Source organism: Streptomyces sp. DT190, assembly GCF_049846985.1.
In the GTDB taxonomy this organism is placed as follows: Bacteria; Actinomycetota; Actinomycetes; order Streptomycetales; family Streptomycetaceae; genus Streptomyces.
In genome coordinates this window covers 48,206-72,674 of sequence record NZ_JBNCNM010000016.1, presented here as the reverse complement: position 1 = coordinate 72,674, position 24,469 = coordinate 48,206, and the positions used below count along the sequence as shown (strand labels likewise).

Here is a 24,469-nt window from a genome sequence, read left to right as displayed (position 1 = left end):
GGGCCTCCCCTCCTCCCGAAAGGCCTGCCATGCCCCAGGAACTGTCCCTCGACCGGGACGCCGTCGCCACCGTCGTCAAGAAGGTGGTCGTCGCCGAGTCCCGGCTGTCCCTTCCGCCCGACAGCGTCAGCGACGACGAACCGCTCGTCGGGGACCTGCTGAACGTGAACTCGCTCGGCTTCGTCGGCATGCTCGTGCGGATCGAGGACGAACTGGACGTCACCCTCCCCGACGACCTCTTCGTGGGGCGCAGCTTCCGTACCGTCCGGGACCTCATCGACGTCGTGACGGCCGCGGAGGTGCTGCGGTGACGCACGGGATCCCGGCCCGCTGGCGCAGCGTCCTGCCGCACCTGTCCGAGCCCCTGCCTCCGGACCGCACCCCGCCCCGCTCGGGTGGCGAGGCCGGAGAGATCAAGATCAACCTGCCGACCGAGCTGATCCGGCACAGCATCTCCGCCCGTGAGTACTGGGACATCCCCGCCCCGGTCGTCGAGCGCTACCGGCAGTACCGCCCGACCCCGCTGTGGCGTGCCCGCGGTTTCGAGGAGGCCGTCGGCGCCCGCGTCCCCGTGTACGTCAAGAACGAGGGCGTCAACATCTCGGGCAGCCACAAGCTCAACACGGCGCTCGCACAGGCCCACTACTACCGGCAGGCCGGTGTGAAGGAGCTGGTCACCGGCACCGGGGCGGGCCAGTGGGGCACCGCCATGGCGGCGGCGTGCGCCCTGTTCGGACTGCGCTGCCGGGTCTTCATGGTCGAGTCCAGCCTTCGCCGCAAGCCCTACCGCGGGGTCCTGATGCGCATGCTGGGCGCCGAGGTGCACGCCAGCCCCAGCGGCATGACCAAGGTCTCCGCCGACGAGGGCCCGGCCGCCGGCAACAGCCTCTCGCTGGCCATCGGGGAGGCCGTCGAGTACGCCGCGGAACACGACCGGGTGGCCTTCTGCATCGGCAGCGGGGAGACGTACAGCATCCTGCACCAGTCCGTGATCGGCCTGGAGGCCGAGGAGCAACTCGCGGAGCTGGACGCCGGGATCGGCGTGGTCGTCGGCTGCGTGGGTGCCGGATCCAACTTCGGCGGCATCGCGTTGCCCTTCCACGCCACGGCCAGGGCGGCGGGCAGGGAGGGACCCCGGCTGGTCGCCGCCGAGTCCAGCAGCACACCGAAGCTGACCCGCGGTGTCTACGCCTACGACAAGACCGACGCCACCGGCAGCGGCCCGATGGAGGCCATGTACACCATCGGCAGCGACTACCGGATCCCCGACGCGCACACCGCGGGCCTGCGCTTCCACGGCGCGGCGAAGCTCATCTCCGCGATGCGGCACAGCGGCGACATCGACGCCATGGCGGTCAGCCAGGCGGACGCCCTCGACGCGGGCCGGCTGCTGGCCCGCCACGAGAGCGTCCTGCCGGCGCCCGAGTCCGGCCACGCCCTGGCCGCCGCCGCCCACCTCGCCGCCTCGCCCGACGCCACCGGCGGGGTCCTGGTCTGCGTCAGCGGCCACGGCTACCTGGACCTCGGGGCCTACGAGCACTTCCTCGACGGCGGGGTCGAGGACCAGTCCCCGCCCGACGAAGCACTCGCCCGAGCCGTGGCCGGGCTGACGCCGGTGGGGACGCGACGGTGACGGCCACCGCCGCCCCGTCCGTGCGGACCGCGATCCTCGACTGCGTGCAGGTCAACCTGGCGGTCCTCGCGGACCGCCGGCACGGGCCGGGACGGCATCTCGCCCTGGGGGCGCGGCTGCGATTCCGGCCCCGGCCCGGCCCCGACGGTCTGCCCACGGTGGACCCCCCGCCGCAGGAACACCTGCGCGAGTCAGCCGCTCTGGTGGGCCTGCGGCCGGACGGCCTCGCCCACCGCGTCGCCGCGGACGGGCTGCGCGCCATGGCCGAACGGGCGTCCGTGGTCTACGCCGTGGCCGACTCCTACGACATGCCGTGGCTGCCCTACGCGGGCCGGGCGCGCATGGAGCACAGCTTCCTGGTCGGTGCGCACCCGGACGGCGCCGAGGTCGAGGACGCCTACGACAACGAGACGGCGTGGGGCGCGGCGCGGCCCGGCCGGTGGACGCTGCCCTGGGAGCGCCTGCCCACCGCCTCCTTCGCGTGCACCCTGTCGCCGGTGCCCGACCACCACGCACCCCGGCCGGAGCTGTCCCTGGACGATCCGGCGGCCTACGCCGAGGCCTACACCGCCCATCCCGACCGGCTCGCCGCGCTGCGCCGGCTGACCGCGGAGACCTGGCTGCTGGCCCGGGCCCGGCACCTGCACGCCGCCTACCGCGAGCACCTCGGCGAGCGGCTGGACGCGCAGGACCACCTGCGCCGCTGGGACCGGCTCACCGCGAGCGCGTTCATCGCCCAGCGGCGCGCCGAACGGGGCAGGCCGGTCCCCGAGGGCCTGCTGCCCGAACTGGCGTCCCTGATCGGCGCGGACCGCGAGGTGTTCGCCGTGCGCTCCACCGAGCCCGGCCCGCCGATCCCCACCACCACCCAAGCGACGGAGAAGCCGTGAACCAGCCCTTCATCGACCTGCTGACGCCCTTCCTCCCCAACCTCGGGGACCGTCCCCTCACCGAGGACAGCCGCCTGCACGACCTCGGGATGAACTCCATGAAGGCCATCGACCTGCTCTTCGCCATCGAGGACGGGCTCGGGGTCTCCCTTCCGGACGAGGACCTCAACGACACCACCTTCGCCACCGCCGGCAGTCTGTGGGCCGCGGTGCAGCGGGCACAGGGTGCCGCCGAGGGAGACCGCAGGGCGGTGGCATGAGCGTCTCCGCAGTGCGGGAACCCTCCGCCGCCGGCTCCCGGCTCGGCGCCCTGCCCGCCGACGCGAGCGGTGCCGACCTCTGGCGTGTCCTCGGAGCGGAGAACCGGCTGGCCGGGGTCTACCGCGGCGACGACCCGCGCCGGGGCGTCGACGCGGCCGCGCTGAGCGCCCTGCTGACGGACGTCGACCGCCGTTTCGGCGTCGGCTCGACGCTGGCCGTGACCGTGCCCCTGGCCACCTGCCTGCCGCTGCTGGCCGGGGGGACCGGCCCGGCCGCCCGGACGCTCGCCGACAGCCTCGACGGGCACACCGTCGTGGCCCTCGCCGCCACCGACGAGGACTCCGGCTGCGACCTGGCGGCACTGGGAACGCGCCTCTCTTTCGACGGGGACCACGTCCGGCTCGACGGAACCAAGCGCTGGATCACCAACGCGACGACGTGCGGCGCCGCCCTGGTCCTCGCCCGGCACCGGCCCGGACCCCACTTCACCAACTTCACCTGGGTGCTCGTACCGGCCGACGCGCCCGGCGTCGGCGTCGCACCGGCCGAGACGGAGCTGTTCGACGGCTCCGGGACCGGCCACCTCACCTTCGACGGCGTCCGGCTGACCCGCGACCACGTCGTGGGCGGTACCGGCCGAGGACTGAGCGCGTTCGCGGCGCACATCGCCACCGAGCGGCTGGCCGGGGCACTGTGGGCGGTCGCGCTGTGCGAGCGGGTGCTGCGCGACACCGCCCGCCACCTGAGGCGGCGCCGCCACGGCGACGGGGTCCTGTGGGAGCGGGAGGGGATACGCCGGCGCTGGGCGGGCGCGCTGCTGCGCTCCCGTCAGCACCGCGCCCTCACCGAGAGCCTCACCGAGGCGGTCGCCGCCCGCCGCGACACCGCGGCCGCCGCGCTGCTCAAGGCCAGCGCCGCCGAGACCGTCGAGCACGTCCTCGACGTGTGCGCCCACCTCCAGGGCGCGCACGGCTTCCGTACCGGCGGCCCACAGCAACTGCGGGCGCAGGGCGCCCTGTTCGGGATCGGCGGCGGCACGACCGAGGTCGTGCTGGGCATCGTGGCCGAAACGGCCTCCCCGAGCGGTCCGGGGGAGCTGCCGTGAGGGTCGTGGAGATCGGTCCGGGAGTGTGGGTGGCCACCGGTGAGGCGTCCACCGGCCGCCTGACCGCCGCCGACCTCGCCGCGGCACGGGGCCGGCCCGCCTGGCGCGCGCGCCAGACGCTGGCGGGGCGCGCGCTCCTGCGCGGGCTGCTCGCCGAAGTGGCACCCGGCGAGGCCGGCGAACCGGTGGTGGCCGGCCACAACGGCAAGCCGCTCCTGCGGGGCAGGTCCCGGCCCGGCATCAGCATCTCCCACGACGGGGAGCACACCGTCGTGGCCGTCGCGCCCGGCCGCCGCGTCGGGGTCGACGTGCAGGTACCGCCGCGGCACGTCGGCCACTCGATGGTCCGGCGGTGCGCCGCCCCGTACGCGAACCACCTGTACCGCATGCCGGCGCCCCTGCGGCACACCGTCTTCACAGAGATCTGGACAGTCCAGGAGGCCTGCGTGAAGGCCCACGGCACCGGCATCGGAGGGTGCCCCTGGAGCATCGACGTGCCCCCGCACCTCGACCGCGGTGACTGGCGCGGACTGCGCTGGCACAAGGTGCGAGACCTCATCGACGTACCCGTGGCCTGCGCCTGGGAGGCGACACCATGACACCTGCCCTGTCCTGCTACTCCACCGCGCTGGTGGAGCACCTGGGAGGCGCGGCGGCCGGCCGGCTGGCATCGGCGGTGCACCTGTGGGTGCGCACCGACGCACCGGACGGCACGCTCGCCTTCTCCCACCACGACCGCATCGACGGCGGGACCCTGGTCCACGACCACCGCCCCGACTGGCCGTCGGCCCGTGCCGCGCTCGCCGGCCTGCTCGCCGAACAGGGGCAGGTGATCGTGGTGGGCAACGCCTTCCACCTGCCCTGGTCTCCACACCACGGGGTGCGCGCCGTGCCCCACTGGTTCCTGCTGCGGGCCCACGACGCGGGGGGATGGCACGTGACCGACCCGTTCCACGCCCTGATGCCCGGCGGCGAGCAACGGCCTTACGCCGATGTGCTCGACGACGACTCGCTGCGCCGGGCGCTGACACCGGTGGGCCGGCTCGACCCGGTCGTGCGCAACCGGGACGTGCACGCGCTGGGGGAGCCGCTGGACCCCGGCCCGACGGACGCCTACCGCTGGCTGCGCCGGGCCGGCACACCCCCGGCCGGTGCCCCGGGGCGGTGGCCGGGCACCTGGCTGCGCGACCCGCGGGAGGTGCTCGCGTACCTGCGGGACCGCCTCACCCGCGACGGGGACCTGCTGGAGCGGCACATCGACGACCTGTGGGCGGCGTCCCGGCACCAGCTGCACCGCCTGGGGCCGCACCCCGACCCGGATCTGGCCGACGCCTGGACGCAATTGCCCAAAGCCCTGCGGTTCGCCGCCGACTCCGCGCAGCGCGGGCGGCCCCGCACCGGTGTGGTCGAGCGGGCGCTCGACCATCTCGCCGCGCTCACGACCGGCAGGGAGGTGACCCGTGCTCGGGGTTGAGACCTCGACGGCCCAGGCGGCCCCGTCGGCCGGGACCGCCGTGGACGAAGCGCTCTTCCGCGCGGCGATGACGGGTCTGGCCAAGTGCGTGGCGGTCACCACCGCCCTCGGACCGAACGGGCCGGTGGGGTGCACCACGACCTCGCTGATGTCGCTGTCCGTGGCGCCGCCGAGTGTGCTGCTGGCCTTCGGCACGGGCGGACGCACCCTGGACCACCTGCTCGGCGCCGGCCGTTTCGCCGTCAACGTGCTGTCCCACACGCAGGGGCCGCTGGTCCGGCGCTTCGCCACCGGTACCCCCGCCCAGCGCTTCCGGGACACGCCGCACGCCGTGGTCCGGGGCGTCCCGGTCCTGCACGACGCCGCCGTCGTGATGACCTGCGACGTCACGGAGACCTTCACCTCCGTCGACCACGTCCTGGTCGTCGGCACCGTACGCCACCTGAGCACCGCCCCCGGTTCCCCGCTGGTGCTCGTCACCGGGGAACCGCACATCGCCACACCCGTACCGCCCGCCCCGGCCTCGGCCGGCAACCTGCGTTGACCTGGAGACAGACCATGCCAGCGACCCCCGCACCTGCGGTGACCCACCGGCCCGACGAACGCTTCGACGAGTTCCTCCTGGCGGCCGCGGCCACACACCCCGACCATCCCGCCGTGGTGGAGTACGCGGACGGCGCGGAACGGGTCACCACCTTCCGCGGCCTGCGCGAGGCCGCCGAGCGGTATGCCGCCGAACTCGACCGCTTCGGCCTGCGGATCGGCGACCGCGTCATGATCGTCTCGGACACGTCCGCCGAGGCCGTCGCCCTCGTACTGGCGTGTGCGTCGCGCGGCCTGCCCTTCGTCCCGGTCAGCCCGGAGACGCCGGCCGAACGGCGGGAGACGATCGAGCGGCTGGCCGAGCCCGCGCTGTGCCTGACCGCCGACGGGGACCCGGGGGCGGCCGTGGGGCACGGCCGGTTCGGCGGGGGCACCGTCGAGGTGCCGCGCCCGCCCGTGCCCCGTGAACGGCTCAGGCGTGCCGTGACGCCGACCGACACCGCCTACATCGTCTTCACGTCGGGCACCACGGGCCGGCCCAAGGGCGTGGTGATGAGCCACCGGTCCGTCGTCGCCTTCTACCGCGGCATGCTCGCGGAGCAGTTCGTGTCGCCGGGCGACCGGGTGGCGTCGACCTCCCCGCTCCAGTTCGACTTCTCGCTGCTGGACATCGGCATGGCGCTGGGCAGCGGAGCGGCGGTGGCCCCCGTCCCGCGGGCGCTGCTGCGCTGGCCGACGAGGTTCCTCAAGGTGCTGCGCGTCACCCGGGCCACCCATGTCAACGGCGTGCCGTCCATCTGGCGGCAGTCCCTGCGCCACCTCCCCGACCAGCTGGCCGACCTGCCCGAGCTGCGCGGCGTGCTCTTCTGCGGGGAGGATTTCCCGCTGGGCGAACTGCGCCACCTCCAGCGCCTGCGGCCCGGCATCCGCCTGATCAACTGCTACGGGGCGACGGAATCCATGGCGGCCAGTTTCGCCGACGTCCCCGACCCGCTGCCCGGCGACGTGACGCACCTGTCGATCGGCAACGGGCACCGGGGCACCGACATCCTCCTGCTGGACACCGAGGGGTCGCCCGTGCGCGAGGAGGGCGTCGTCGGCGAGATGTACCTGCGCAGCCCGGCCCTGATGACCGGCTACTGGGGGGACACCGAGGCCACGGACGCCGTTCTCGTCACCGACCCGCTGGAACCCCGCTCGGGGCAGCGCCTGCTGCGGACCGGTGACCTGGCCTACCGGGACGCCGACGGCGCCCTGCGCTTCTGCGGGCGCAGGGACTCCCAGGTGCAGATCCGCGGCAACCGCGTGGAACCGGCCGAGGTACAGCGACGGCTGCTCGCCCACCCTGAGGTCTGCGAGGCGGCCGTCGTGGTGTACAAGGGGCCCGACGGCAACGCCGAGTTGAGCGCGTTCGTCGTGCCGGCCGAGGGAGCGGCCCGGCCGGCCGAGAGCGATCTGCTCGCGTTCTGCCTGCGGTCGATGCCCGCGTACATGGCGCCCGGCGTGGTGCGCATCGTGGAGAGCCTCCCCGTCAACCAGCACGGCAAGACCGACCACCGGCGGCTGCTCGCCCAGCTCCTGACGGACGCCGCCTGAGCGGCCCGCGGGCTCCGTGGCTCCCACAGCGGGCCCGGAGCCCGTTCAGTCCGCGCTGACCACGTCGGAGGCGGCCTTCAGCACGGCGGCGAGGGCGGGGTGCCCGGCGTCGCCGCGCCGCCACAGGGCCTGCGTGTAGGTGGAGGTGGCGGGCCGCCAGTCCACGACCCTGCGGAGCCGGCCGTCGGCGATGTCCTCGGCCACGGCGACCTCGGGGAGCAGTCCCACGCCGATGCCGCTCTCGGCCATGCGCTTCACCGCGGTGACGGAGTCGAGCCGCAGCGTCCGCCCGGGTCGCAGGGCCGACTCGACCTCGCTCAGCAGCCCGCCGCAGTGACGGACGTCGAGGTCGGCGCTGACGAGGATCGACGACACCGTCTCCTCGGGCCCCGGGCGGCGCGGACCCGGGTGTTCCCCGGCCACGAGGGCGAACGGCTCGGGGCAGAGGTCGCAGTGCTCCAGATCCTCGTCCGACGCTCCGCTGCCTATCATGAACACGCAGTCCATCTCCCCGTTGTGGAGCATCACCAGGGCCTCCTGGGGAGTGGACAGCCTGAGGGACACGTCCATGTCCGGATAGCGCAGGAGCAGGTATTCGATCAGCGGCAGGAGCCGGTGGTTGACGAGGCTTTCCGACGCGCCGACGCAGATTCTCCCCTGCGGTGTGAGTGACGCGTCCGCGATGCGCCGGACATGACCGCTGAGCCGCAGTATCTCGCGGGCCTGTTCGAGGATGGAGCGACCGGCTCTCGTCGGCCGGACACCGCCGGGTAAGCGTTCCAGCAGAGGCAGGCCGAGCGACCGTTCCAATGCCTTGATGCGATTGGTCACCGTGGGCTGGGTCACCCGGAGCACGCTCGCGGCCCGTGTCACACTTCCCGCGTCCACGGCGCCCAGAAATGCCTCAAGATGCCGCGTATCCAATTCTTCCCCCGTGTCGGTCGACCCGTTTGAAGGAAAGCCGGTGCTACGTCGGCTTTCTTCCCCCGCTGAATGATCCCGCCATTCTGGTCGCGAATGACATTCGAGCATTCAGGGTGTCTGCGAGCGTAGCGTCACGCTTCCCTCTCATCAATATGTTTGGTAGGGGCATTTATGGGGAGGTCGCCTTTTCGGGACGGTCGATTTCACGTCAGTTCCGTCGGGCCGTCAGTTCGGTGTGGCGAGGCGAAGTTCCCGGTGCGCGGGCGCGGTCCTCGCCCATCCGCGGAGCGTGAGCCGTGTCTCACCTGGGCTGTGCCCCTTGGCTATGCAACGAGTTGCATATGAGGATCTCGGTATGGCGCTCGAGCACGCGATCCTCGTCTCCCTGCTGGAGAAGCCGGGCTCCGGCTATGAACTGGCCCGGCGGTTCGAGCGGTCCATCGGCTACTTCTGGACCGCCACGCACCAGCAGATCTACCGCGTCCTCAAACGCATGGAGGGTGAAGGACTGCTGGCCGTCCGCGAGTTGCCGCAGCAGAGCCGACCGGACAAGAGGGAGTACTCCGTGGTGGCCCCCGGCCGCGCCGCCCTCTCCCGGTGGCTGCACGAACCGATCCAGCCCGAGAGCATCCGGCACGAACTCGCCGTGAAGATCCGCGGTGCGGCCTTCGACGATCCCGCCGCACTGATCGACGAGGTCGAACGGCACCGCCAGGTGCACAGCGACCGGCTCGCGCACTATCTGGCCGGAGAACGGCGCGACTTCACCGGCCCGGAGGCCGGCACCCCGCTCGACGCGGGTCAGGAACTGCAGCATGTGGTGCTGCGGGGCGGCATCGCGTACGAGCGGATGACCATCGCCTGGCTCGACGACGTGCTCGCCACTCTCCGCCGGATCGGCACGCCGCACCGGCCTGCCTGACCTGCCGGCCCCACACGCCTCACGCCACGCGCCCGGCAACCCCTGACGCGAAAACCCTCAACCACCGGAAGGCGGTTCTCCATGGCCGACACCCTCCTGTTCAACCCGCGCACGTACGACCCGGCGCAGTTCGACCCCGAGACCCGCAGGTTGCTGCGTGCCACCGTCGACTGGTTCGAGGACCGCGGCAAGCGCAGGCTCATCGAGGACTACCGTTCCCGCGCCTGGCTGGCCGACTTCCTCGCCTTCGCGGCCAAGGAAGGACTGTTCGCCACCTTCCTCACCCCGGCGTCCGCCGCCGGTGGCAAGGACCAGCGCTGGGACACGGCCCGGATCGCCGCCCTCAACGAGATCCTCGGGTTCTACGGTCTCGACTACTGGTACGCGTGGCAGGTGACCATCCTCGGTCTCGGCCCGGTCTGGCAGAGCGGCAACACCGCCGCGCGCACCCGCGCGGCGGAACTCCTCGCCCAGGGCGAGGTGTTCGCCTTCGGTCTCTCCGAGAAGACCCACGGCGCGGACATCTACTCCACCGACATGCTGCTCACCCCGGACGGCGACGGCGGCTTCAGGGCGACGGGCTCCAAGTACTACATCGGCAACGGCAACGCCGCCGGGCTCGTCTCGGTCTTCGGCCGGCGCTCCGACATCGAGGGCCCGGACGGCTACGTCTTCTTCGCCGCCGACAGCCGCCACCCGTCCTACCACCTCGTGAAGAACGTCGTCGACTCGTCGAAGTACGTCAGCGAGTTCCGGCTCGAGGACTACCCGGTGGGCCCGGACGACGTCCTGCACACGGGCCGTGCCGCCTTCGATGCCGCCCTCAACACCGTCAACGTGGGCAAGTTCAACCTCTGCACCGCCACCATCGGCATCTGCGAGCACGCGATGTACGAGGCGATCACCCACGCGCACAACCGCGTCCTGTACGGCCGTCCGGTCACCGCCTTCCCGCACGTGCGCCGGGAACTGGCCGACGCGTACGTCCGCCTCGTCGGCATGAAGCTGTTCAGCGACCGGGCCGTCGACTACTTCCGCTCCGCCTCGCCGGAGGACCGCCGCTACCTGCTCTTCAACCCGATGACGAAGATGAAGGTGACCACGGAGGGCGAGAAGGTCATCGACCTGATGTGGGACGTGATCGCCGCCAAGGGCTTCGAGAAGGACACCTACTTCGCCCAGGCCGCCGTCGAGATCCGCGGGCTGCCCAAGCTCGAGGGCACGGTGCACGTCAACCTCGCGCTGATCCTCAAGTTCATGCGCAACCACCTCCTGCACCCGGCGGAGTTCGAACCCGTACCGACCCGACTCGACGCGGCTGACGACACGTTCCTCTTCGAGCAGGGCCCGGCCCGCGGGCTCGGTTCCGTGCGTTTCCACGACTGGCGTCCCGCCTACGACGCGTACGCCGGTGTGCCGAACGTCGCCCGCTTCCGGGAGCAGGCCGACGCCCTGTGCGAGTTCGTCACCACGGCGGCCCCCGACGAGGAGCAGAGCCGCGACCTCGATCTCCTGCTCGCCGTCGGCCAGTTGTTCGCGCTGGTGGTGCACGGTCAGCTGATCCTGGAGCAGGCCCGCCTCATCGGCCTCGACGAGGATGTGCTCGACGAGCTGTTCTCCGTCCTCGTCCGCGACTTCTCCGCCTGCGCCGTCGAACTGCACGGCAAGGACTCCGCCACTGCGGAGCAGCAGCGCTGGGCACTCGGTGCCGTCCGGCGTCCCGTGGTCGACGAGGCCCGTTCGGGGCGTGTCTGGGAGCGCGTGGAGGCACTGTCCGGGGAGTACGAGATGGCGCCGTGACCACCCGCTGAGCGGGCTCGGCCGTTAGGCTCTGGTCGCTGTGGAGTCGACCCGCCGGCCGTCGCCCCACGGCCATTCCGGGAGGGGGAACGTGATGATCGCTGCGGAGTACGGCTACGAGGTGCTGCCGGGACCGGCGGTGGACACCCCGGGCGTCGAGGACGTCCTGCGGCGACGTGAACGCGGCCTTGGCTGGGGCGTCCTGGCGCTGACCGCCGAGGTGCTGCTGCTGGCGGCCGTCCTCTCCGTGGTCGGCCCCGAATCCGCCCCGGGCTTGATCACCACGGTCTGCCTGGTCCCCGTCATCGCTGTCACGGCCGGCCTGACGCTGCTGTGGCGCCGGGCCCGGCGCCGGGAGCGGCTGGTGATGTCCACCTACGGCTGGCAGGTCTGGCCCGTGCGGACCCAGGACGTCCGGGTGGTCGCCGGCGAGGGTGAACGGGTCCAGGGCCGTCGCTGGGGGACCGACGGGCGGGTGGTGCTGCTCCAGCCGGACGGCCAGAGCCACTGCTCGTTCCCCGTGCCCGCGGACGGCTGGGACGGCCCACGGCCGGGCGGGCCCCGTCCGGCGGACCGGGTGTGGTTCGCGGGCGACACCCGGTTCGGCGGCATGGTCGCCGAACCGGGCGGGCTGCCCTTCCGTTACGTCGTCCGCTCGACGCCGGGCAAGCGCCGGGGCATCGGAGCGGAGGACGAACTGGCCCGCCGCACGGGCCTGATGCCGCGGAGCCGACGGCGGTAGACGTCCCCGATGCTTCTCAGCCGGCTGCCGGATGCCGGGTGCCTGCCGGATGACGCTCACGGCTTGCGCGCGAGACCCCCGTGCTCGGCGATGACCTCCGGGGCCGGATCGGCGGGATCGGGCCGCCAGTGGGGGACGGACACGACACCGGGGTCAAGGAGCTCCAGACCGTCGAAGAACGAGGTGATCTCGTCGACGGTGCGCAGGTTGTACGGGACGGCGCCGCTCTCGTTGTACGCGTCCTGGGCCTGCTCGAAGACCGGGTCGACGCCGCGCGAACCGTCGTTGATGGAGAGGTAGCTGCCGGACGGCAGTGCTCCCATCAGCCGGGTGACGATCGAGCGCGCCTGGTCGTGGTCCGGGACGTGACCCAGGATGTTGCTGAGGATGAGGGCCGTCGGCCGGCTGAAGTCCAGTGTGTCGGCGGCGGCTGCCAGGATGCGGTCCGGGGCGAGCACGTCCGAGTCGACGTAGGCGGTCGCCCCCTCCGGCGTGGAGTAGAGCAGGGCCCGGGCGTGAGCGAGCACCATCGGGTCGTTGTCGGCGTACACGATCCGGGACTCCGGGGCGATCCGCTGGGCGACCTCGTGGGTGTTGTCGGCGGTGGGAAGCCCTGTCCCGACGTCGAGGAACTGCCGGATGCCCGCCTCGGCGACCAAGTACGTGATGGTGCGGCGCAGGAAGGCGCGGCTGCTGCGGGCGATGGTCACGATGCCGGGGAACACGGCGGTGTAGGCATCGCCGGCCTGCTCGTCGACGGGGTAGTTGTCCTTCCCGCCCAGCCAGTAGTTCCAGATACGGGCCGAATGCGGCACAGAGGTGTCGATGTTCTGATGCGCTGACGGTCCGGGAGGGGTCGCGTGGTCGGTCATGTCTGGCGTCTGTCTTTCAGCCGAAGCGAGGAGTTCGGGTCACAACCTATGACCCGACACCCTGCCTCCGTAAGACGGTTACCGTATCCGGTGGTCGGGGCGTCCGCCGACGGGAACCGGCGGAACCCCCAGCACGGCGCATACCGCGCGAGTCACCCGTTCGGGCACGTCACCCTGTCCGGATACCGGCAGCAACATGTGGCTGAGCGTCAGCCGCACGGCGAGGTCCGCCGCTTCGTCCCGCTGCCGCCGGTCGACCTCCGGTACGGCCTCGGCCATCCAGGCGTTCAGCACGTCACGCGCCGAGGAGAACACCGGGTCCGGCCGGCTCGTCAGGAACGGCAGCAGAGCGTCGGTTCCTCCCCGGGCGGCGGTGAGCACGGCGCGGATGAACGGGCTGCGGCTGCCCTCTTCGAGCGTGTGGGTGACTCCTCTGCACAAGGCACCGGCAAAGCCGTCCCGGTCGGAGTCCAGTACGGCCGCGAGGCGGGTCAGGAACCGCTCCGTTTCCCGCTCCACCAGGGCCCGGCCCACCCCGGCCCGGTCGCCGAACTCCTTGTAGATCGACGGCCGCGACACCTCGGCCCGCTCTGCCAGGTCTGCGACCCGCACCCGGTCCCAGCCGTTCCGGGCGGCCAGGGCCCAGGCCTCCTCCAGGACCCGCTCCCGCATCTGGATGCGCCACGCCACGCGCGGCGGGGGAGGGGACTCGACAACGGGATCGGCGACGACCATCGGAGCAGTGTGCCAGAGCGGCACGGACCTGCCGAGAGCACGGGGCCTCGGTGAAGGGGGACAGAGAGGGCAACGTCCATCTGTCTGACGGCCTATCAGAATGTTGACACTGCGCCGGGTTTGTCAGCGCCATGCACGGCTGGCACGCTCGGGGCTCCCCCCCCAGTTGTGCTTCCGCCGCTTCCCCGAAGACGGCGGCGGAAGCGCAACGTCTGCGAAAGGGAGTCCCTCATGGCGAAGCGCGGCGACAAAGACGCCCTGACGTGGCGTGATCCGAAGCGGTACCTCTGGCTCCTTGCTCTGGCCGTCCCCACACTGCCCTTCCAGGCGGCCGGCCTCGTCTCCCTGACCGGTGCGGGCGCTCTGTGGTGGTGGGGGCCGCTCTTCGCGTTCGTCGTCCTGCCCGTGCTCGATCACGCCACGGGCAAGGACAGCGCCAATCCGCCCGAAGAGGCGATGGCGCGCCTGGAAGCGGACCGCTACTACCGCTGGTGCACCTACCTGTACCTGCCCCTGCAGTTCGGCGCCCTGGTCTGGGCGTGCGACCGGTGGGCCGACGGCACGCTGTCGGTCGCGGACAGCCTCGGTCTCGCCGCCACCACCGGTGTCGTGGCGGGAGTGACGATCAACACGGCCCACGAACTGGGCCACAAACGTGAGCAGTTGGAGCGACGGTTGAGCCGGATGGCTCTCGCCCAGAGCGGCTACGGCCACTTCTACGTCGAGCACAACCACGGTCATCACGTGCGCGTGGCCACACCCGAGGATCCCGCCAGCTCACGGATGGGTGAGAGCTTCTGGCGCTTCCTCCCGCGGGCCGTCGCCGGCAGTGTGCGCTCGGCCTGGCACCTGGAGCGGCGTCGGCTGGAGCGCCGCGGACGACGCGCCGTCAGCCGCCACAACGACGTACTGACGGCGTGGGCACTGACAGTGGCCCTGTTCGGGGCGCTGTCCCTCGTCTTCGGCCCGGTGGTCCTTCCCTTCCTGCTCCTTCAGGCAGTGGTCGGTTTCTGTCTGCTGGAAACGGTCAACTACCTGGAGCACTACGGGCTGCTGCGGCGGCGCCGCCCGGACGGACGCTACGAGCGGGTCTCTCCCCGGCACAGCTGGAACAGCGACAACACGGTCAGCAATCTGTTGCTCTTCCAGTTGCAACGGCACTCCGACCATCACGCCAACCCCCTGCGCCGGTATCAGACGCTGCGCCATTTCGACGAGGCTCCGCAGCTCCCTTCCGGCTACGCCACCATGATCGTCGTCGCCTGGTTCCCGCCGCTGTGGCGGCGCATCATGGACCCTCGGCTCCGGGCTCACTACGACGGGGATCCCTCCCAGGCGAACGTCCGCCCCGGCACGGGGAAGACCCAACCGAAGGCCGCCCTGGGGCGTCCCTGAGGAGCAAGTCGCGGTAGTCGGCGGGGGGATGTCGCGCGCCGCCACCGAGTTCACCGCAGCCCTGCGCGAGGGCGCTCCGACCTGCGCCGCGCCGATCGGACTGTGGTGTGCCCACCGGCTGCGTGTGCCTCCGCGTCTCGCACGGTCCGGTCGACGGAACGCGGCCGCGGCCGTGCCGGCCGGTTCATGCGAGGTCGAAGGCGCGGCGGGCGCGTTCCACCTCGGACATGTGGGTCGCGACCCACTCCAGGAGCACCTCGATGGGCTGCCGCATGGTCTTGCCCAGAGGCGTGATGCGGTACTCGACGGCGACGGGGCGGGAACTGAGGAGCACACGCTCCACGATGCCGTTGCGTTCCAGCCGCCGCAGCGTCGCGGTGAGCGACTTCTGGGTCACCGCGGGGATCGCACGGCGCAGGTCGTTGAAGCGACAGGGGCGTTCGCAGAGCTCGTTGAGGACGCTCAGCGACCACTTGTCGAGCACTTGGTCGAGGACCTCCCGGTGGGGGTGCTCGATCCTGAGCTCCTCGTCGTGACTGTGTGCAGTACCCGGCACGATACCTGGTCTCCTTGAAGTGTCCTTCGTCTACCAGGTAGCAAAGGTATACCGAGTTCGGTCGAAGTGAGGAGACCCCATGTCCGTCCGTCGTTTCACGCCCGAAGGCATGATGCAGCCCACCCCGTACGAGCATGTGGCCGTGGGCACCGGAACGCGTCACGTGCACGTCAGCGGTCAGGTCGCCCGGTCGGCGGACGGGTCGCCCGTCGCTCCGGGAGACCTCGCGGGGCAGGTCGCCCACGCGCTGCGGAACACAGCGAAGGGCCTTGCCGGGGCGGGCGCGTCGTTCGACGACGTCCTGAGGCTCACGTTCTACGTCACGGACTGGGCCCCCGAGAAGATCGACGCGTTCATGGCAGGGGTGGGGGAGGTGGCGGAGGAGATCGGCCTGACCGTGCCGCTTCCGCCTTCCTCGCTGATCGGGGTCGACTACCTGTTCGAGCCCGATGTCCTGGTCGAGGTGGAGGCGACCGCGATCCTCGATTGAACCGGCCGGCCGAGGACCGCGATCGAACCGGCCGGCCGAGGACCTGCGGCGGACGAGGAGGCCGAAGCCGGGGCCGGCCCTCAGGAGGGTGACGAACCCACCCGGCGCGACATCGAGTGTGATGTCGTCCGCAGCGAGCTGCCGGACATGCTCGTCACCTCCTGGGAGCTCGGCAATCGTGATCGGCTGCCGGGCTACTCGGCACCGAGACCGGCGTCGTCCACCTCGTCCTTGCCCTCGGCCTTGAGGACCTTGTTGAGCGGTGCGAGGTCGTAGATGCCCTTCAGGTGGGGCTCCTCCAGCAGTCCGGCCTTCACCGCGTGCTCCGCCTGGGTGTTGAGGGTGGCGGCCAGCGGGTCGTCGAGGAAGGCGATCGACTTCCAGGCCGGGTCGATGACCTCGGCGGGCAGGGCCTTGCCCGACAGTTCCTCCAGCGCCGCGTTCGCGGAGGACTTCGCCTTCTCCGGGTTGGCGTTGATCCACTCGTTGGTCTTCACCGAACCGCGCAGCACGGCCTCGACGACGTCCGGGTGATCCTTCAGGAAGGACTGCGACACGATGATGTTGGTGATCACGAACTTCTTGTCCGGCCACAGATCGGCCTCGTCCAGCAGCACCTTGCCGCCCTCCGCGACCAGCTTGGACGCGGTCGGCTCCGGCACCCAGGCGCCGTCGACGGAGCCGGACTTGTAGGCGTCCGGGGTGATCTTGTTGTCCGTGCGGACGACGGAGACGTCACCCGCGCCGCTGTCCGGAGAGACCTTCCAGCCCCTGTCCGCGATCCAGTTGAGGAACGCGACGTCCTGGGTGTTGCCGAGTTGCGGCGTGGCGATCTTCTTGCCCTTGACGTCGTCCAGGGACTTGATCTTGTCCGGGTTGACGACGAGCTTGACACCGCCGGAGGCGGAACCGCCGATGATGCGCAGGTTCTTGCCGTTCGACTTGGTGTAGCCGTTGATGGCGGGCGAGGGGCCGATCCAGCCGATGTCGATGGCTCCGGCGTTCAGTGCCTCGATCTCGGAGGGGCCGGCGTTGAAGGTGGACGCCTTGATCCTGGTGCCCCCGAGCTCCTTCTGGAGCAGGCCTTCCTGGACGCCCACCAAGGCGGTGGCGTGGGTCAGGTTGGGGAAGTAGCCGATCTTCACTTCGTCGGTGGAGAGCTTCTTGGCGCCGGCCGCGACCTCGGTCTGCTTGTCGTCGTCAGCGGAGTCGGAACCGTAGCCGCAGGCCGTGAGCAGAAGGGGCAGCGCGGCTATGACGGCGAGGGTGCGCAGGGTGGTGAGCGGTCTTGCGGCAGACACGGTGGTGTCCTCTCAAGGGTGGGTGATCGGGGAGGTGCGAGGCTGCGAGGCGCACCGCTCGGCGGCACGCGCCGGCACCCCACGTCCTGGCCGGGCGGCACACATGCCGTCATGGCCGAGAAGTGGAACGTGGGGGAGTCGCCGGTGAGGTTCTGCGGCGTCAGAAGGGCCGACAGATGGCGCTGGACGTGCGGCCGAGGTCGATGTGACGACGAGAGGTCAGAAGGGGCAGTATCCGGCCTGTGCGGTCGAGCATGCCTGGCCACCCCCACGTATTCCTAGTTTTCCTACCGGGCTGCTAGGGATCGTGGCAGAAGGTTGCGTCCACCCCAAGAGGGTGTTCGCATGCTGGGCGCACTGATCTTGAATAATGAGATGAGTCCTGTGGGTGGCTCGCGAGCTACGACCGCAGGAGGAGCCCGTTACCTCCTGCGGTCGCACAACGGCCGTTCAGCCGGCGTGCTCGATTGCGACTCTGGTCGCATGCGATCGCGACCCAGGGCTGATGTACGTCGCGCGCCCCACCCGGAGGATGGCCGGGTGACCGAGATCATCGCGGGGTTGTACATGTCCCCTCTGGAACTCCTTGCCGTGCTGAGTGCCGTGGCGCTGGTGGCGGCCCGCTGGCTTCCCCCTGCGGCCCGCCCCCGCGTCACGATCGCGGTGGTGGCGGTTCTCGTAGCGTCCGCGATCGCTCTCGGCGTGGTGGGCATCCGCTGGCAGATGCTGCCGGTACTGGCTGGCGCTGCCGTCACGTTGCCGTTCGCCCTCTCCCCTCTGCTGCGACGCCGTACCGGCCGGCCGGCGTGGCGGGCCCGATGGTGGCTGGCCCTGCCGGGGTCGGTGGCCTGCCTCGGCCTGACGGCCACGGGTCCGGTCGCCGCGTGGGCCTTCCCTGTACCCGTGTTCCCCGAGCCGTCGGGCCGCTTCGCGGTCGGTACCCAGGTGAGGCAGTGGACCGACCCGCGCCGCCCCGAGACGTTCACCGCCGATCGGCACGACCGGCGCACGGTCGTGATCCAGCTCTGGTATCCGGCGCAGAAGAGCTCCGCAGGCGCGCAGCCGGCCCAGTACCTCGGACGGACCGAGCGCGAGGCACGTACCGTTTCGGACGCCCTCGCCCGCCAGGTCGGGCTGCCCGGCTTCCTGGTCGACGGCGTCCCGCGGGCCCACACCCATGCGGTCTTCGACGCCCCGGTGGCCGGCGGCGATGAACGGTTCCCGGTCGTGCTGTTCTCTCCGGGGTCGGGCGGAGTGCGCGCCCAGAACACCGCCTGGGCGGAGGAACTGGCCAGCCACGGCTATGTGGTCGTCGGCCTCGACCACCCGTACGACTCCGCCGCCGTCGTCCTCGCCGACGGCCGAACGATCCACACCAGGACCGAATCCACCGGAGGCCGGGAGAGGGACAACAAGCTGGCGGCCGACTGGACGGCTGTGCGCGCCGCCGACCTCAGCTTCGTCCTCACGCAGATGGGCCGTCCGGACCGAGGCGAGGACGCCGGCCCACCGGCCGGGCGCCTGGACACCGGCCGGGTCGCGGTCACCGGTCACTCCATGGGCGGAGCCGCCGCTCTGCAGGCGGCCCGGCAGGACCGCCGGTTCGACGCCGTCATCGACCTGGACGGCTACCCCCACGGCCCCACCTCTCCTGCCCTCCACCAGCCGACGCTCGCCCTCACCCAGGCCATCACCGCGGACACCGACCCGCACTACATACCCCGCCTCACCAAGGCCCTCAAGCTCAACACCGCGACGAGCTACCGGCTCACCATCCCCGGCGCCGCACACCTCACCTTCATGGACGGCCCCCTGTACCTGCCGCCCGTGCCCTCGATAGTCGGCTCCCTGGGCCGTACCGGCAGCCCGCACGTCGTCGCCGCGGCCACGCTCGCCTTCCTGGACAGCACCCTGCGGCACGAACCCGGTGATCCGGCCGGCGCCCTGTCGGCGTACGGCAGCCTCGACGCCTACCCGCCGGGCGACGACCGCTGACCCGGCTGAAAGGGGTGAGCGAGAACCAGACGGGCGCTGAGTCCCCCGTACCCGGAAGTCGCGGGACGAGGACGCGGGTTGTCGGCCAGGTGGCAGTCCGGGGGCGGCGCGGCCGCTCAGGCCGAGCGGGCTAGAGTGCTGGCCATGGCTTTGGACCGAGACGGCGTGATGCTGCCGCGACTACGGCCGACGGACGTGGTGCGACGAGGGGCGATCTACGGCCTGCTGGGCGTGGTGCCGCTCACGGTGGCGACCTTGAGCATCAGCGGCCACAGCGACCGGGAAGAGTTCCTGGCCGTCGTCGGTGCTCTTGCCGCACTCTTCGGCGTGGGCGCGGTGGTGATCGGTGCCGGCTTCTGGTGGGCCAGCGCGAAGGACGTCCGACGCCTCCGGGACTGGCACACTCTCACGACCCAGGCCTCCTCCATCACCATCGTCGGTCCGGCGTTCCTGCGCTCCGGGCTGTTCCTGTCGGTCCTCGGAGCCGTGGCACTCGGGCTGTACCACCTCGTGGACGCCACGCCCTGAGCTAGACGTCTGTACGGCCGGCACGTGCCCTGCACGGGCAAGCGGTCGTACGGGCCGGCCTGCGGCGATCACCATCAGGGCGAGTCCGACCGGGCGTCCGGCGGGCAGAAGAAGAACTCCCGGAGTGCTCCGGACAGGGCCGCCAGAGCTGCCTGGGCCGTGACCTCCTCCCCGTCCACCGTGCAGCGGTCCATACGGCTCGGGTAGAAGGCGGAGAAGTCGGCGGGGGGCGCGTAGCCGGGCTCGGGCCGGGGACAGCCGGGATCAGAGGCTCCGTACGGACGTCCTGCGGCGGGATGTAGAACACGGGGGGATGGCTGGTCTCCAGTACCTTGTGGGTCTCGGCCACCACCTGCCCGGCACACTCCACCCGCACGTCGCCGCGAGAGCTGTCGCTGCAGCCCACGTGGCCGCAGGTCAGGCACAGCAGCAGGTCAGCCGGTACCCGTCCGCGCGTCGCGCAGGACTCGCACGTCTCGCTCAGCGGGGGCGGGTCCGCCGTCACCGTCACGCCTCCGGGCAGTACCGCGCCCCGGCCCACGCCCATGTCGGTCACGTCCCCCCTCTGCCGTCCTCGCTCTCGGCACTGTTTCGCCCCGGCACCGCGCAAGAGATGCAGGCCACCGCAGATTCCGCCCCCAGCGGGGACCCTCCCACGCCGGAGGCATGCGGCACCGGGCGAGCCAGGGCGTCCTCTCACTTGCCATGGAGCGCGCTCGAAGTCGTAGCGTCGATGACACAACGGCGCACGAGGCCGTCTCGGAGCCCGCTCCTGCTGGGATGCCGGACGGCGGCATCTGTGCCTGGATGGACGGGGGACTTCGTGCTGTCCGAAGGACGATCAAGTACGCAGAGAAGGCTGGGACACGACATGCAGAAGCGCAGTCTGCGGGAATTGCAGGTATCGGCCATCGGCCTGGGGTGCATGGGTATGTCCGCCTTCTACGGCACCGCCGACGAAGAGGAGGGCGTGGCGACGATCCGGCACGCCCTCGACCTCGGCGTCAACTTCCTCGACACCGCACAGATGTACGGCCCGCTCACCAACGAGTCCCTCGTCGGCGAGGCGATCCGGGGGCGTCGCGACGAGTACGTGATCGCGACGAAGTTCAACTACCGGATGGACGACGCGGTACCGGGCGACATCAGCACGGTCGGCCCGCAGGACGGCTCGGCCGAACACGTCCGCAGCTCCGTCCACGGCTCCCTGAAGCGTCTGGGAACCGACCACATCGACCTGTACTACCAGCACCGGGTCGACCCGAACGTGCCCATCGAGGAGACGGTCGGCGCGTTGGGCGAACTGGTCGCCGAGGGCAAGGTGCGCTGCATCGGGCTCAGCGAGGCGAGCGCCCAGACCATCCGGCGTGCGCATGCCGTACACCCGGTCACGGCCGTGCAGAGCGAGTACTCGCTGTGGTCCCGGGACGTGGAGGCCGAGGTGCTGCCCGCCTGCCGGGAGCTGGGCATCGGCTTCGTACCGTACTCGCCCCTGGGCCGCGGCTTCCTCGCCGGGCGGTTCACCTCGCCGGACGACCTGGACGTCGACGACTGGCGCCGCCAGAACCCGCGTTTCCAGGACGACAATCTGGAGGCGAACCTGCGGCTCGCGGCGAAGGTGAAGGAGATCGCCGCCGAGAAGGACGTGACGCCGGCTCAACTGGCCATCGCGTGGGTGCTGGCCCAGGGCGAGGACCTGGTGCCGATCCCGGGCACCAAGCGCCGCACCTACCTGGAGCAGAACGCCGCCGCGGTCGACATCTCCCTGACGAAGGACGACTTGGCCCGCATCGACGCGGAGCTGCCCGAGGCGGCCGGCGAGCGGTACGACGAGGCAGGCATGCGGTCCGTGAACCGGTAGCCGGAGGGGGCACGCCCACCACGAGACACCTGCGAGACGTGACCACCCACCGGCCCTGCCCAGACCGGCGCGGACCCGACCGGCGTGATCATCTCAGCCTGGCTGTGCCGCCCGGCGGATCCTCTCCGGCGGCGGACCGGTGGGCGGGGCGTCGTCACGCGGGGACGCCAAGGGGTGGGTGTTCGAGCACGCGGGGCTTGTACTCGACGAGCTGGATGCGGCCGTCGAAGGTGCGGTGGTCGATCATCTCGAGGGCGACGTCCGGATAGCCGTCGTAGATGCGCTCCTCGCCCGTCGCCCCGGTGATCACGGGGAACATCACGACGCGGAAGCGGTCGACGAGCCCGGCTCGCAGCAGGGACCGGCAGAGGCTGAGGCTGCCGATCGTGCTGAGGAGCCCCGAACCACTGGACTTCATGGCGCGGACCGCCTCGACGGCGTCGTCGCGGACGAGCGTGCAGTTGGCCCACGTCAGTGGCTCCTCGAGCGAGGAGGAGAACACCACCTTGGACGCTTGCGTGAGCTCGTCGACGGACGCCTCCTCCTCGGGCCTGAACTCGTCCAGGCCGTCCGGGACCTCACCTGCGGCGAAGCCCGACATCAGGCGGTAGGTGTTCGCTCCCATCAGGTAGGTGGCATCGGGCTGCTCGCCGAGCCACGCGAGGTACTCCGGGCCCTCCAGGCCCCAGAAACCGGGCCATCCCTCTCCCGATGCGTAACCGTCGAGGGAGGTGATGAAGTCGACGAGAAGCTCCGACATGGCGGTGTCCTTTCCTCAGGTGTCACCAGCTTGGACCGGCCGCGAGCCACAAACTCATCGGCGGCGCTGCGGATGACTTGGGAGCGTCGTATGAGTCCTGGCAAAACCCCAGGTCAGCGCCACGCGTGAACGGCACGGGCACGGTCAGGACAGTGGGACGAGGGCGGTGCGCTCCGGCTTACTGCCCGGCCGAGGGGTTCACAGCGGGGTGCGGAGCCCGTCGTCAGATGCTCTTGCCGAACCGCGCAATCGCCTCCAGGATCGCGTCCTGCATCGCGGGGCTGCCCGTGTGTCCGGAGTCGTCGATGACCTTCAGCTCTGCGTCCGGCCACGCTTTGGACAGCTCCCACGCGGTCTTCAGTGGGCTGCCGATGTCGAGTCGGCCGTGGATCAGCACGGCCGGGATGCCCGCCAGCCGGTGCGCGTCACGGAGCAGCTGTCCGTCCTCCAGCCAGGCGTCGTTCGCGAAGTAGTGCGCGCAGATGCGGACGAAGGCCATCAGCGCGTCGTCAGGCTTGTCGCTGTACGCGCCCGGACGGCCGTGCACCTCGTGGGCGATGACGGCATCCTCCCAAGCGCACCAGTCCCGTGCCGCCTTGACCCTGACCGCCTCCTCAGGGCTGTTCAGCAACTGGTTGTAGGCGGCCACGAGATTGCCGTTCCTGTCCGCCTCCGGCAGTGCGTCGCGGAATGCCTCCCAGGGGCCCGGCAGCAGGCGTCCGACGCCGTGGTAGAGCCAGTCGGTCTCCTCCGGTCGGGTCATGGTGACGCCCACGATGACGACCTCGGAGACCCGCTCGGGATGGCGCTCAGCGTAGGCGAGGATCAGTGTCGAGCCCCAGGAACCGCCGTAGAGGAGCCATCGCTCGATGCCCAAGTGCTCGCGCAGCCGCTCCATGTCGGCGATGAGGTGGTGGGTGGTGTTGTGGTCGAGGCTGACGGACGGGTCGGAGGCGTGAGGCAGGCTTTCGCCGCAGCCACGCTGATCGAAGAGGACGATCCGGAAGACGTCGGGATCGAACATCTTGCGGCTTCCCCGGTGCCCTCCGCTGCCGGGGCCGCCGTGCACGCACAGGACCGCCTTTCCAGCGGGGTTCCCGCTGGTCTCCCAGTAGATCCGGTTTCCGTCACCGACATCCAGGAGGCCGTGGGCGTACGGTTCGATGGGCGGGAACGGCTGGGACATGAGTCTCCTCCTGGAGGCGCGAAGAGCAACTTCGCGAGGCTAGTCGACGGCTGGTACGACGTCTCCCGCCCGCCGGTGGAGGGTCAGTGACCGGCGCCGGCCTTGACAGCTCTCGTGGCGAAGTAGCCGGGGAGCCAGTCGGCGGTGGCCTCCGAATGGTGGGGCGCCTCGGCGAAGCCGGTGATGGCGAAGCCCGCCGCGATCTGCCCGCCGAGCTGTTCGGTGAGCGTGTGGCTGTACTCCACCGGCGCGTCGAGCCCCCAGAGCCGTTCCCGCTCGGCGGGCTCCAGGTGGGTGAGGTCGCTGTAGGGCAGGCGGTGGCGCACCACCAGCTCGCCACGCGCCTCCAAGGACTCGGCGTCGAAGAGGTAGATGTCCGGGTTGAGGAAGCCGGACAGCAGCGTCCCGCCGGGGCGCAGCACACGGTGACACTCGCGCCAGACCGGCGCCAGCTCCGGGATGAACAGGTTGGAGACCGGGTGGACGACGAGGTCGAACGAGGCGTCCGGGAAGGTACTCAGGTCGCGCGCGTCACCGAGCACGGTGCGCAGGTCGAGCCCCTCGCGCGCCGCGACCATCTCGTCCTGCGCCAGTTGGCGGGGCGAGTTGTCGAAGACGGTCACTCGCGCGCCCGCCGCGGCCAGCACCGGACCCTGCTGCCCGCCGCCGGAGGCGAGGCAGAGCACGTCGCGACCGGCGATCTCCGGCGGGAACCAGCTCGGGTCGACCGACTCGTACCCGATCAGGACGACGGACCACTGTCCGGCCCGCGCTCGCGCGATCACCTCGGGGCTGACCGGGCGTGACCACTCGTTTCCCTGCTCCACCTCGCGGTCCCAGGCGAGACGGTTGTGCGCGACGGGATCGACGGGAGTCTGGCTCATGCGCCGTACCTTAGTC

At 71.2% G+C, this 24,469-nt stretch carries 26 protein-coding genes and 1 pseudogene; 17 read left to right on the top strand and 10 right to left on the bottom strand.

The window, feature by feature from the left end:
- Positions 1–29: 29 nt before the first annotated feature.
- From ACPXCS_RS26095 to ACPXCS_RS26055, 9 genes are read left to right on the top strand one after another with little or no spacing between them, the layout of a single operon-like run.
- Positions 30–311: an acyl carrier protein gene (locus tag ACPXCS_RS26095; RefSeq protein ID WP_425951141.1), complete on the top strand. Its 282-nt coding sequence runs from the start codon at positions 30–32 to the stop codon at positions 309–311.
- Positions 308–1,633, top strand: a complete 1,326-nt coding sequence (locus tag ACPXCS_RS26090; RefSeq protein WP_425951142.1) for a TrpB-like pyridoxal phosphate-dependent enzyme — start codon at positions 308–310, stop codon at positions 1,631–1,633. The genes ACPXCS_RS26095 and ACPXCS_RS26090 overlap by 4 nt, the downstream gene beginning before the upstream one ends.
- Positions 1,630–2,523 (top strand): hypothetical protein, encoded by an 894-nt coding sequence (locus tag ACPXCS_RS26085; protein WP_425951143.1) that lies wholly within the window; start codon positions 1,630–1,632, stop codon positions 2,521–2,523. The genes ACPXCS_RS26090 and ACPXCS_RS26085 overlap by 4 nt, the downstream gene beginning before the upstream one ends.
- Positions 2,520–2,783: an acyl carrier protein gene (locus ACPXCS_RS26080; RefSeq protein WP_390984484.1), complete on the top strand. Its 264-nt coding sequence runs from the start codon at positions 2,520–2,522 to the stop codon at positions 2,781–2,783. The genes ACPXCS_RS26085 and ACPXCS_RS26080 overlap by 4 nt, the downstream gene beginning before the upstream one ends.
- Entirely contained in the window at positions 2,780–3,889 is a 1,110-nt protein-coding gene (locus ACPXCS_RS26075) for an acyl-CoA dehydrogenase family protein (protein ID WP_425951144.1), read from the top strand. The genes ACPXCS_RS26080 and ACPXCS_RS26075 overlap by 4 nt, the downstream gene beginning before the upstream one ends.
- Positions 3,886–4,488, top strand: coding sequence for a 4'-phosphopantetheinyl transferase family protein (locus tag ACPXCS_RS26070; RefSeq protein ID WP_425951145.1), 603 nt, complete (start codon positions 3,886–3,888; stop codon positions 4,486–4,488). The genes ACPXCS_RS26075 and ACPXCS_RS26070 overlap by 4 nt, the downstream gene beginning before the upstream one ends.
- On the top strand, positions 4,485–5,363 hold the full coding sequence (locus ACPXCS_RS26065; protein ID WP_425951146.1) for a hypothetical protein: 879 nt from the start codon (positions 4,485–4,487) through the stop codon (positions 5,361–5,363). Before ACPXCS_RS26070 ends, ACPXCS_RS26065 begins: the two co-directional genes overlap by 4 nt.
- Complete coding sequence (locus ACPXCS_RS26060; RefSeq protein WP_425951147.1) at positions 5,350–5,907, top strand: flavin reductase family protein; 558 nt, start codon at positions 5,350–5,352, stop codon at positions 5,905–5,907. The genes ACPXCS_RS26065 and ACPXCS_RS26060 overlap by 14 nt, the downstream gene beginning before the upstream one ends.
- A 14-nt stretch (positions 5,908–5,921) precedes the next feature.
- Positions 5,922–7,502, top strand: coding sequence for an AMP-binding protein (locus ACPXCS_RS26055; RefSeq protein ID WP_425951148.1), 1,581 nt, complete (start codon positions 5,922–5,924; stop codon positions 7,500–7,502).
- Positions 7,503–7,547: 45 nt separating this feature from the next.
- On the opposite strand, the gene ACPXCS_RS26050 is transcribed toward ACPXCS_RS26055, so the two are convergent.
- Positions 7,548–8,426, bottom strand: a complete 879-nt coding sequence (locus ACPXCS_RS26050) for a LysR family transcriptional regulator (protein WP_425951149.1) — start codon at positions 8,424–8,426, stop codon at positions 7,548–7,550.
- Between the two features lie 355 nt (positions 8,427–8,781).
- Between ACPXCS_RS26050 and ACPXCS_RS26045 the strand changes: the two genes are divergently transcribed.
- The 3 genes from ACPXCS_RS26045 to ACPXCS_RS26035 all read left to right on the top strand — a co-directional run bounded on the left by ACPXCS_RS26045 (position 8,782) and on the right by ACPXCS_RS26035 (position 11,890).
- Positions 8,782–9,348, top strand: a complete 567-nt coding sequence (locus ACPXCS_RS26045; RefSeq protein ID WP_425951150.1) for a PadR family transcriptional regulator — start codon at positions 8,782–8,784, stop codon at positions 9,346–9,348.
- A gap of 81 nt (positions 9,349–9,429) precedes the next feature.
- Positions 9,430–11,148 carry an acyl-CoA dehydrogenase family protein gene (locus tag ACPXCS_RS26040; protein WP_425951151.1) on the top strand — a complete coding sequence of 573 codons (1,719 nt, stop codon included), beginning with the start codon at positions 9,430–9,432 and terminating at the stop codon, positions 11,146–11,148.
- Between the two features lie 94 nt (positions 11,149–11,242).
- Positions 11,243–11,890 carry a hypothetical protein gene (locus ACPXCS_RS26035; RefSeq protein WP_425951152.1) on the top strand — a complete coding sequence of 216 codons (648 nt, stop codon included), beginning with the start codon at positions 11,243–11,245 and terminating at the stop codon, positions 11,888–11,890.
- Positions 11,891–11,946: 56 nt separating this feature from the next.
- Here ACPXCS_RS26035 and ACPXCS_RS26030 read toward each other — a convergent pair whose 3' ends face one another.
- Positions 11,947–12,762: an SAM-dependent methyltransferase gene (locus ACPXCS_RS26030; RefSeq protein ID WP_425951153.1), complete on the bottom strand. Its 816-nt coding sequence runs from the start codon at positions 12,760–12,762 to the stop codon at positions 11,947–11,949.
- A 78-nt stretch (positions 12,763–12,840) separates the two neighbouring features.
- Entirely contained in the window at positions 12,841–13,497 is a 657-nt protein-coding gene (locus tag ACPXCS_RS26025) for a TetR family transcriptional regulator (protein ID WP_425951154.1), read from the bottom strand.
- A 231-nt stretch (positions 13,498–13,728) separates the two neighbouring features.
- Here ACPXCS_RS26025 and ACPXCS_RS26020 point away from each other — a divergent pair, with 231 nt between their 5' ends.
- Positions 13,729–14,892, top strand: a complete 1,164-nt coding sequence (locus ACPXCS_RS26020) for an alkane 1-monooxygenase (RefSeq protein WP_425951155.1) — start codon at positions 13,729–13,731, stop codon at positions 14,890–14,892.
- A 184-nt stretch (positions 14,893–15,076) separates the two neighbouring features.
- On the opposite strand, the gene ACPXCS_RS26015 is transcribed toward ACPXCS_RS26020, so the two are convergent.
- On the bottom strand, positions 15,077–15,448 hold the full coding sequence (locus ACPXCS_RS26015) for a winged helix-turn-helix transcriptional regulator (protein ID WP_425951156.1): 372 nt from the start codon (positions 15,446–15,448) through the stop codon (positions 15,077–15,079).
- 79 nt (positions 15,449–15,527) lie between these two features.
- On the opposite strand from ACPXCS_RS26015, the gene ACPXCS_RS26010 reads away from it, so the two are divergent.
- Entirely contained in the window at positions 15,528–15,938 is a 411-nt protein-coding gene (locus tag ACPXCS_RS26010; protein ID WP_425951157.1) for a RidA family protein, read from the top strand.
- A 194-nt stretch (positions 15,939–16,132) separates the two neighbouring features.
- On the opposite strand, the gene ACPXCS_RS26005 is transcribed toward ACPXCS_RS26010, so the two are convergent.
- Positions 16,133–17,239, bottom strand: coding sequence for an ABC transporter substrate-binding protein (locus ACPXCS_RS26005; RefSeq protein WP_425951158.1), 1,107 nt, complete (start codon positions 17,237–17,239; stop codon positions 16,133–16,135).
- A gap of 160 nt (positions 17,240–17,399) precedes the next feature.
- Positions 17,400–17,495, bottom strand: coding sequence for a putative leader peptide (locus ACPXCS_RS26000; protein ID WP_425951159.1), 96 nt, complete (start codon positions 17,493–17,495; stop codon positions 17,400–17,402).
- A 284-nt stretch (positions 17,496–17,779) separates the two neighbouring features.
- Here ACPXCS_RS26000 and ACPXCS_RS25995 point away from each other — a divergent pair, with 284 nt between their 5' ends.
- Together ACPXCS_RS25995 and ACPXCS_RS25990 are read left to right on the top strand one after the other, a co-directional pair.
- A complete protein-coding gene (locus ACPXCS_RS25995) occupies positions 17,780–19,234 on the top strand; it encodes an alpha/beta hydrolase family protein (protein ID WP_425951160.1) in 1,455 nt (484 codons plus the stop codon).
- Positions 19,235–19,378: 144 nt separating this feature from the next.
- The gene (locus ACPXCS_RS25990; protein ID WP_425951161.1) at positions 19,379–19,762 is read left to right on the top strand and encodes a DUF6336 family protein; all 384 of its coding nucleotides are present in this window, start codon (positions 19,379–19,381) and stop codon (positions 19,760–19,762) included.
- A gap of 313 nt (positions 19,763–20,075) precedes the next feature.
- Here ACPXCS_RS25990 and ACPXCS_RS25985 read toward each other — a convergent pair.
- Positions 20,076–20,309 (bottom strand): annotated as a pseudogene (locus ACPXCS_RS25985) (hypothetical protein); the annotation flags it as partial.
- A 324-nt stretch (positions 20,310–20,633) separates the two neighbouring features.
- Here ACPXCS_RS25985 and ACPXCS_RS25980 point away from each other — a divergent pair.
- Entirely contained in the window at positions 20,634–21,623 is a 990-nt protein-coding gene (locus tag ACPXCS_RS25980) for an aldo/keto reductase (RefSeq protein WP_425951162.1), read from the top strand.
- A gap of 154 nt (positions 21,624–21,777) precedes the next feature.
- On the opposite strand, the gene ACPXCS_RS25975 is transcribed toward ACPXCS_RS25980, so the two are convergent.
- The 3 genes from ACPXCS_RS25975 to ACPXCS_RS25965 all read right to left on the bottom strand — a co-directional run bounded on the left by ACPXCS_RS25975 (position 21,778) and on the right by ACPXCS_RS25965 (position 24,453).
- Positions 21,778–22,383 carry a dihydrofolate reductase family protein gene (locus tag ACPXCS_RS25975; protein ID WP_425951163.1) on the bottom strand — a complete coding sequence of 202 codons (606 nt, stop codon included), beginning with the start codon at positions 22,381–22,383 and terminating at the stop codon, positions 21,778–21,780.
- A 223-nt stretch (positions 22,384–22,606) separates the two neighbouring features.
- The gene (pip, locus tag ACPXCS_RS25970) at positions 22,607–23,569 is read right to left on the bottom strand and encodes a prolyl aminopeptidase (protein ID WP_425951164.1); all 963 of its coding nucleotides are present in this window, start codon (positions 23,567–23,569) and stop codon (positions 22,607–22,609) included.
- Between the two features lie 83 nt (positions 23,570–23,652).
- On the bottom strand, positions 23,653–24,453 hold the full coding sequence (locus ACPXCS_RS25965) for a class I SAM-dependent methyltransferase (protein ID WP_425951165.1): 801 nt from the start codon (positions 24,451–24,453) through the stop codon (positions 23,653–23,655).
- Between the last annotated feature and the right edge of the window lie 16 nt (positions 24,454–24,469).

Bases quoted from the DNA above. Each gene is read 5' to 3' on its own strand.
- ACPXCS_RS26095 (WP_425951141.1), top strand. From the start codon at position 30: ATGCCCCAGGAACTGTCCCTCGACCGGGACGCCGTCGCCACCGTCGTC.
- ACPXCS_RS26075 (WP_425951144.1), top strand. From the start codon at position 2,780: ATGAGCGTCTCCGCAGTGCGGGAACCCTCCGCCGCCGGCTCCCGGCTC.
- ACPXCS_RS26065 (WP_425951146.1), top strand. From the start codon at position 4,485: ATGACACCTGCCCTGTCCTGCTACTCCACCGCGCTGGTGGAGCACCTG.
- ACPXCS_RS26055 (WP_425951148.1), top strand. From the start codon at position 5,922: ATGCCAGCGACCCCCGCACCTGCGGTGACCCACCGGCCCGACGAACGC.
- ACPXCS_RS26045 (WP_425951150.1), top strand. From the start codon at position 8,782: ATGGCGCTCGAGCACGCGATCCTCGTCTCCCTGCTGGAGAAGCCGGGC.
- ACPXCS_RS26040 (WP_425951151.1), top strand. From the start codon at position 9,430: ATGGCCGACACCCTCCTGTTCAACCCGCGCACGTACGACCCGGCGCAG.
- ACPXCS_RS26035 (WP_425951152.1), top strand. From the start codon at position 11,243: ATGATCGCTGCGGAGTACGGCTACGAGGTGCTGCCGGGACCGGCGGTG.
- ACPXCS_RS26030 (WP_425951153.1), bottom strand. From the start codon at position 12,762: ATGACCGACCACGCGACCCCTCCCGGACCGTCAGCGCATCAGAACATC.
- ACPXCS_RS26025 (WP_425951154.1), bottom strand. From the start codon at position 13,497: ATGGTCGTCGCCGATCCCGTTGTCGAGTCCCCTCCCCCGCCGCGCGTG.
- ACPXCS_RS26020 (WP_425951155.1), top strand. From the start codon at position 13,729: ATGGCGAAGCGCGGCGACAAAGACGCCCTGACGTGGCGTGATCCGAAG.
- ACPXCS_RS26010 (WP_425951157.1), top strand. From the start codon at position 15,528: ATGTCCGTCCGTCGTTTCACGCCCGAAGGCATGATGCAGCCCACCCCG.
- ACPXCS_RS26000 (WP_425951159.1), bottom strand. From the start codon at position 17,495: ATGCTCGACCGCACAGGCCGGATACTGCCCCTTCTGACCTCTCGTCGT.
- ACPXCS_RS25990 (WP_425951161.1), top strand. From the start codon at position 19,379: ATGGCTTTGGACCGAGACGGCGTGATGCTGCCGCGACTACGGCCGACG.
- ACPXCS_RS25980 (WP_425951162.1), top strand. From the start codon at position 20,634: ATGCAGAAGCGCAGTCTGCGGGAATTGCAGGTATCGGCCATCGGCCTG.
- ACPXCS_RS25975 (WP_425951163.1), bottom strand. From the start codon at position 22,383: ATGTCGGAGCTTCTCGTCGACTTCATCACCTCCCTCGACGGTTACGCA.
- pip (WP_425951164.1), bottom strand. From the start codon at position 23,569: ATGTCCCAGCCGTTCCCGCCCATCGAACCGTACGCCCACGGCCTCCTG.
- ACPXCS_RS25965 (WP_425951165.1), bottom strand. From the start codon at position 24,453: ATGAGCCAGACTCCCGTCGATCCCGTCGCGCACAACCGTCTCGCCTGG.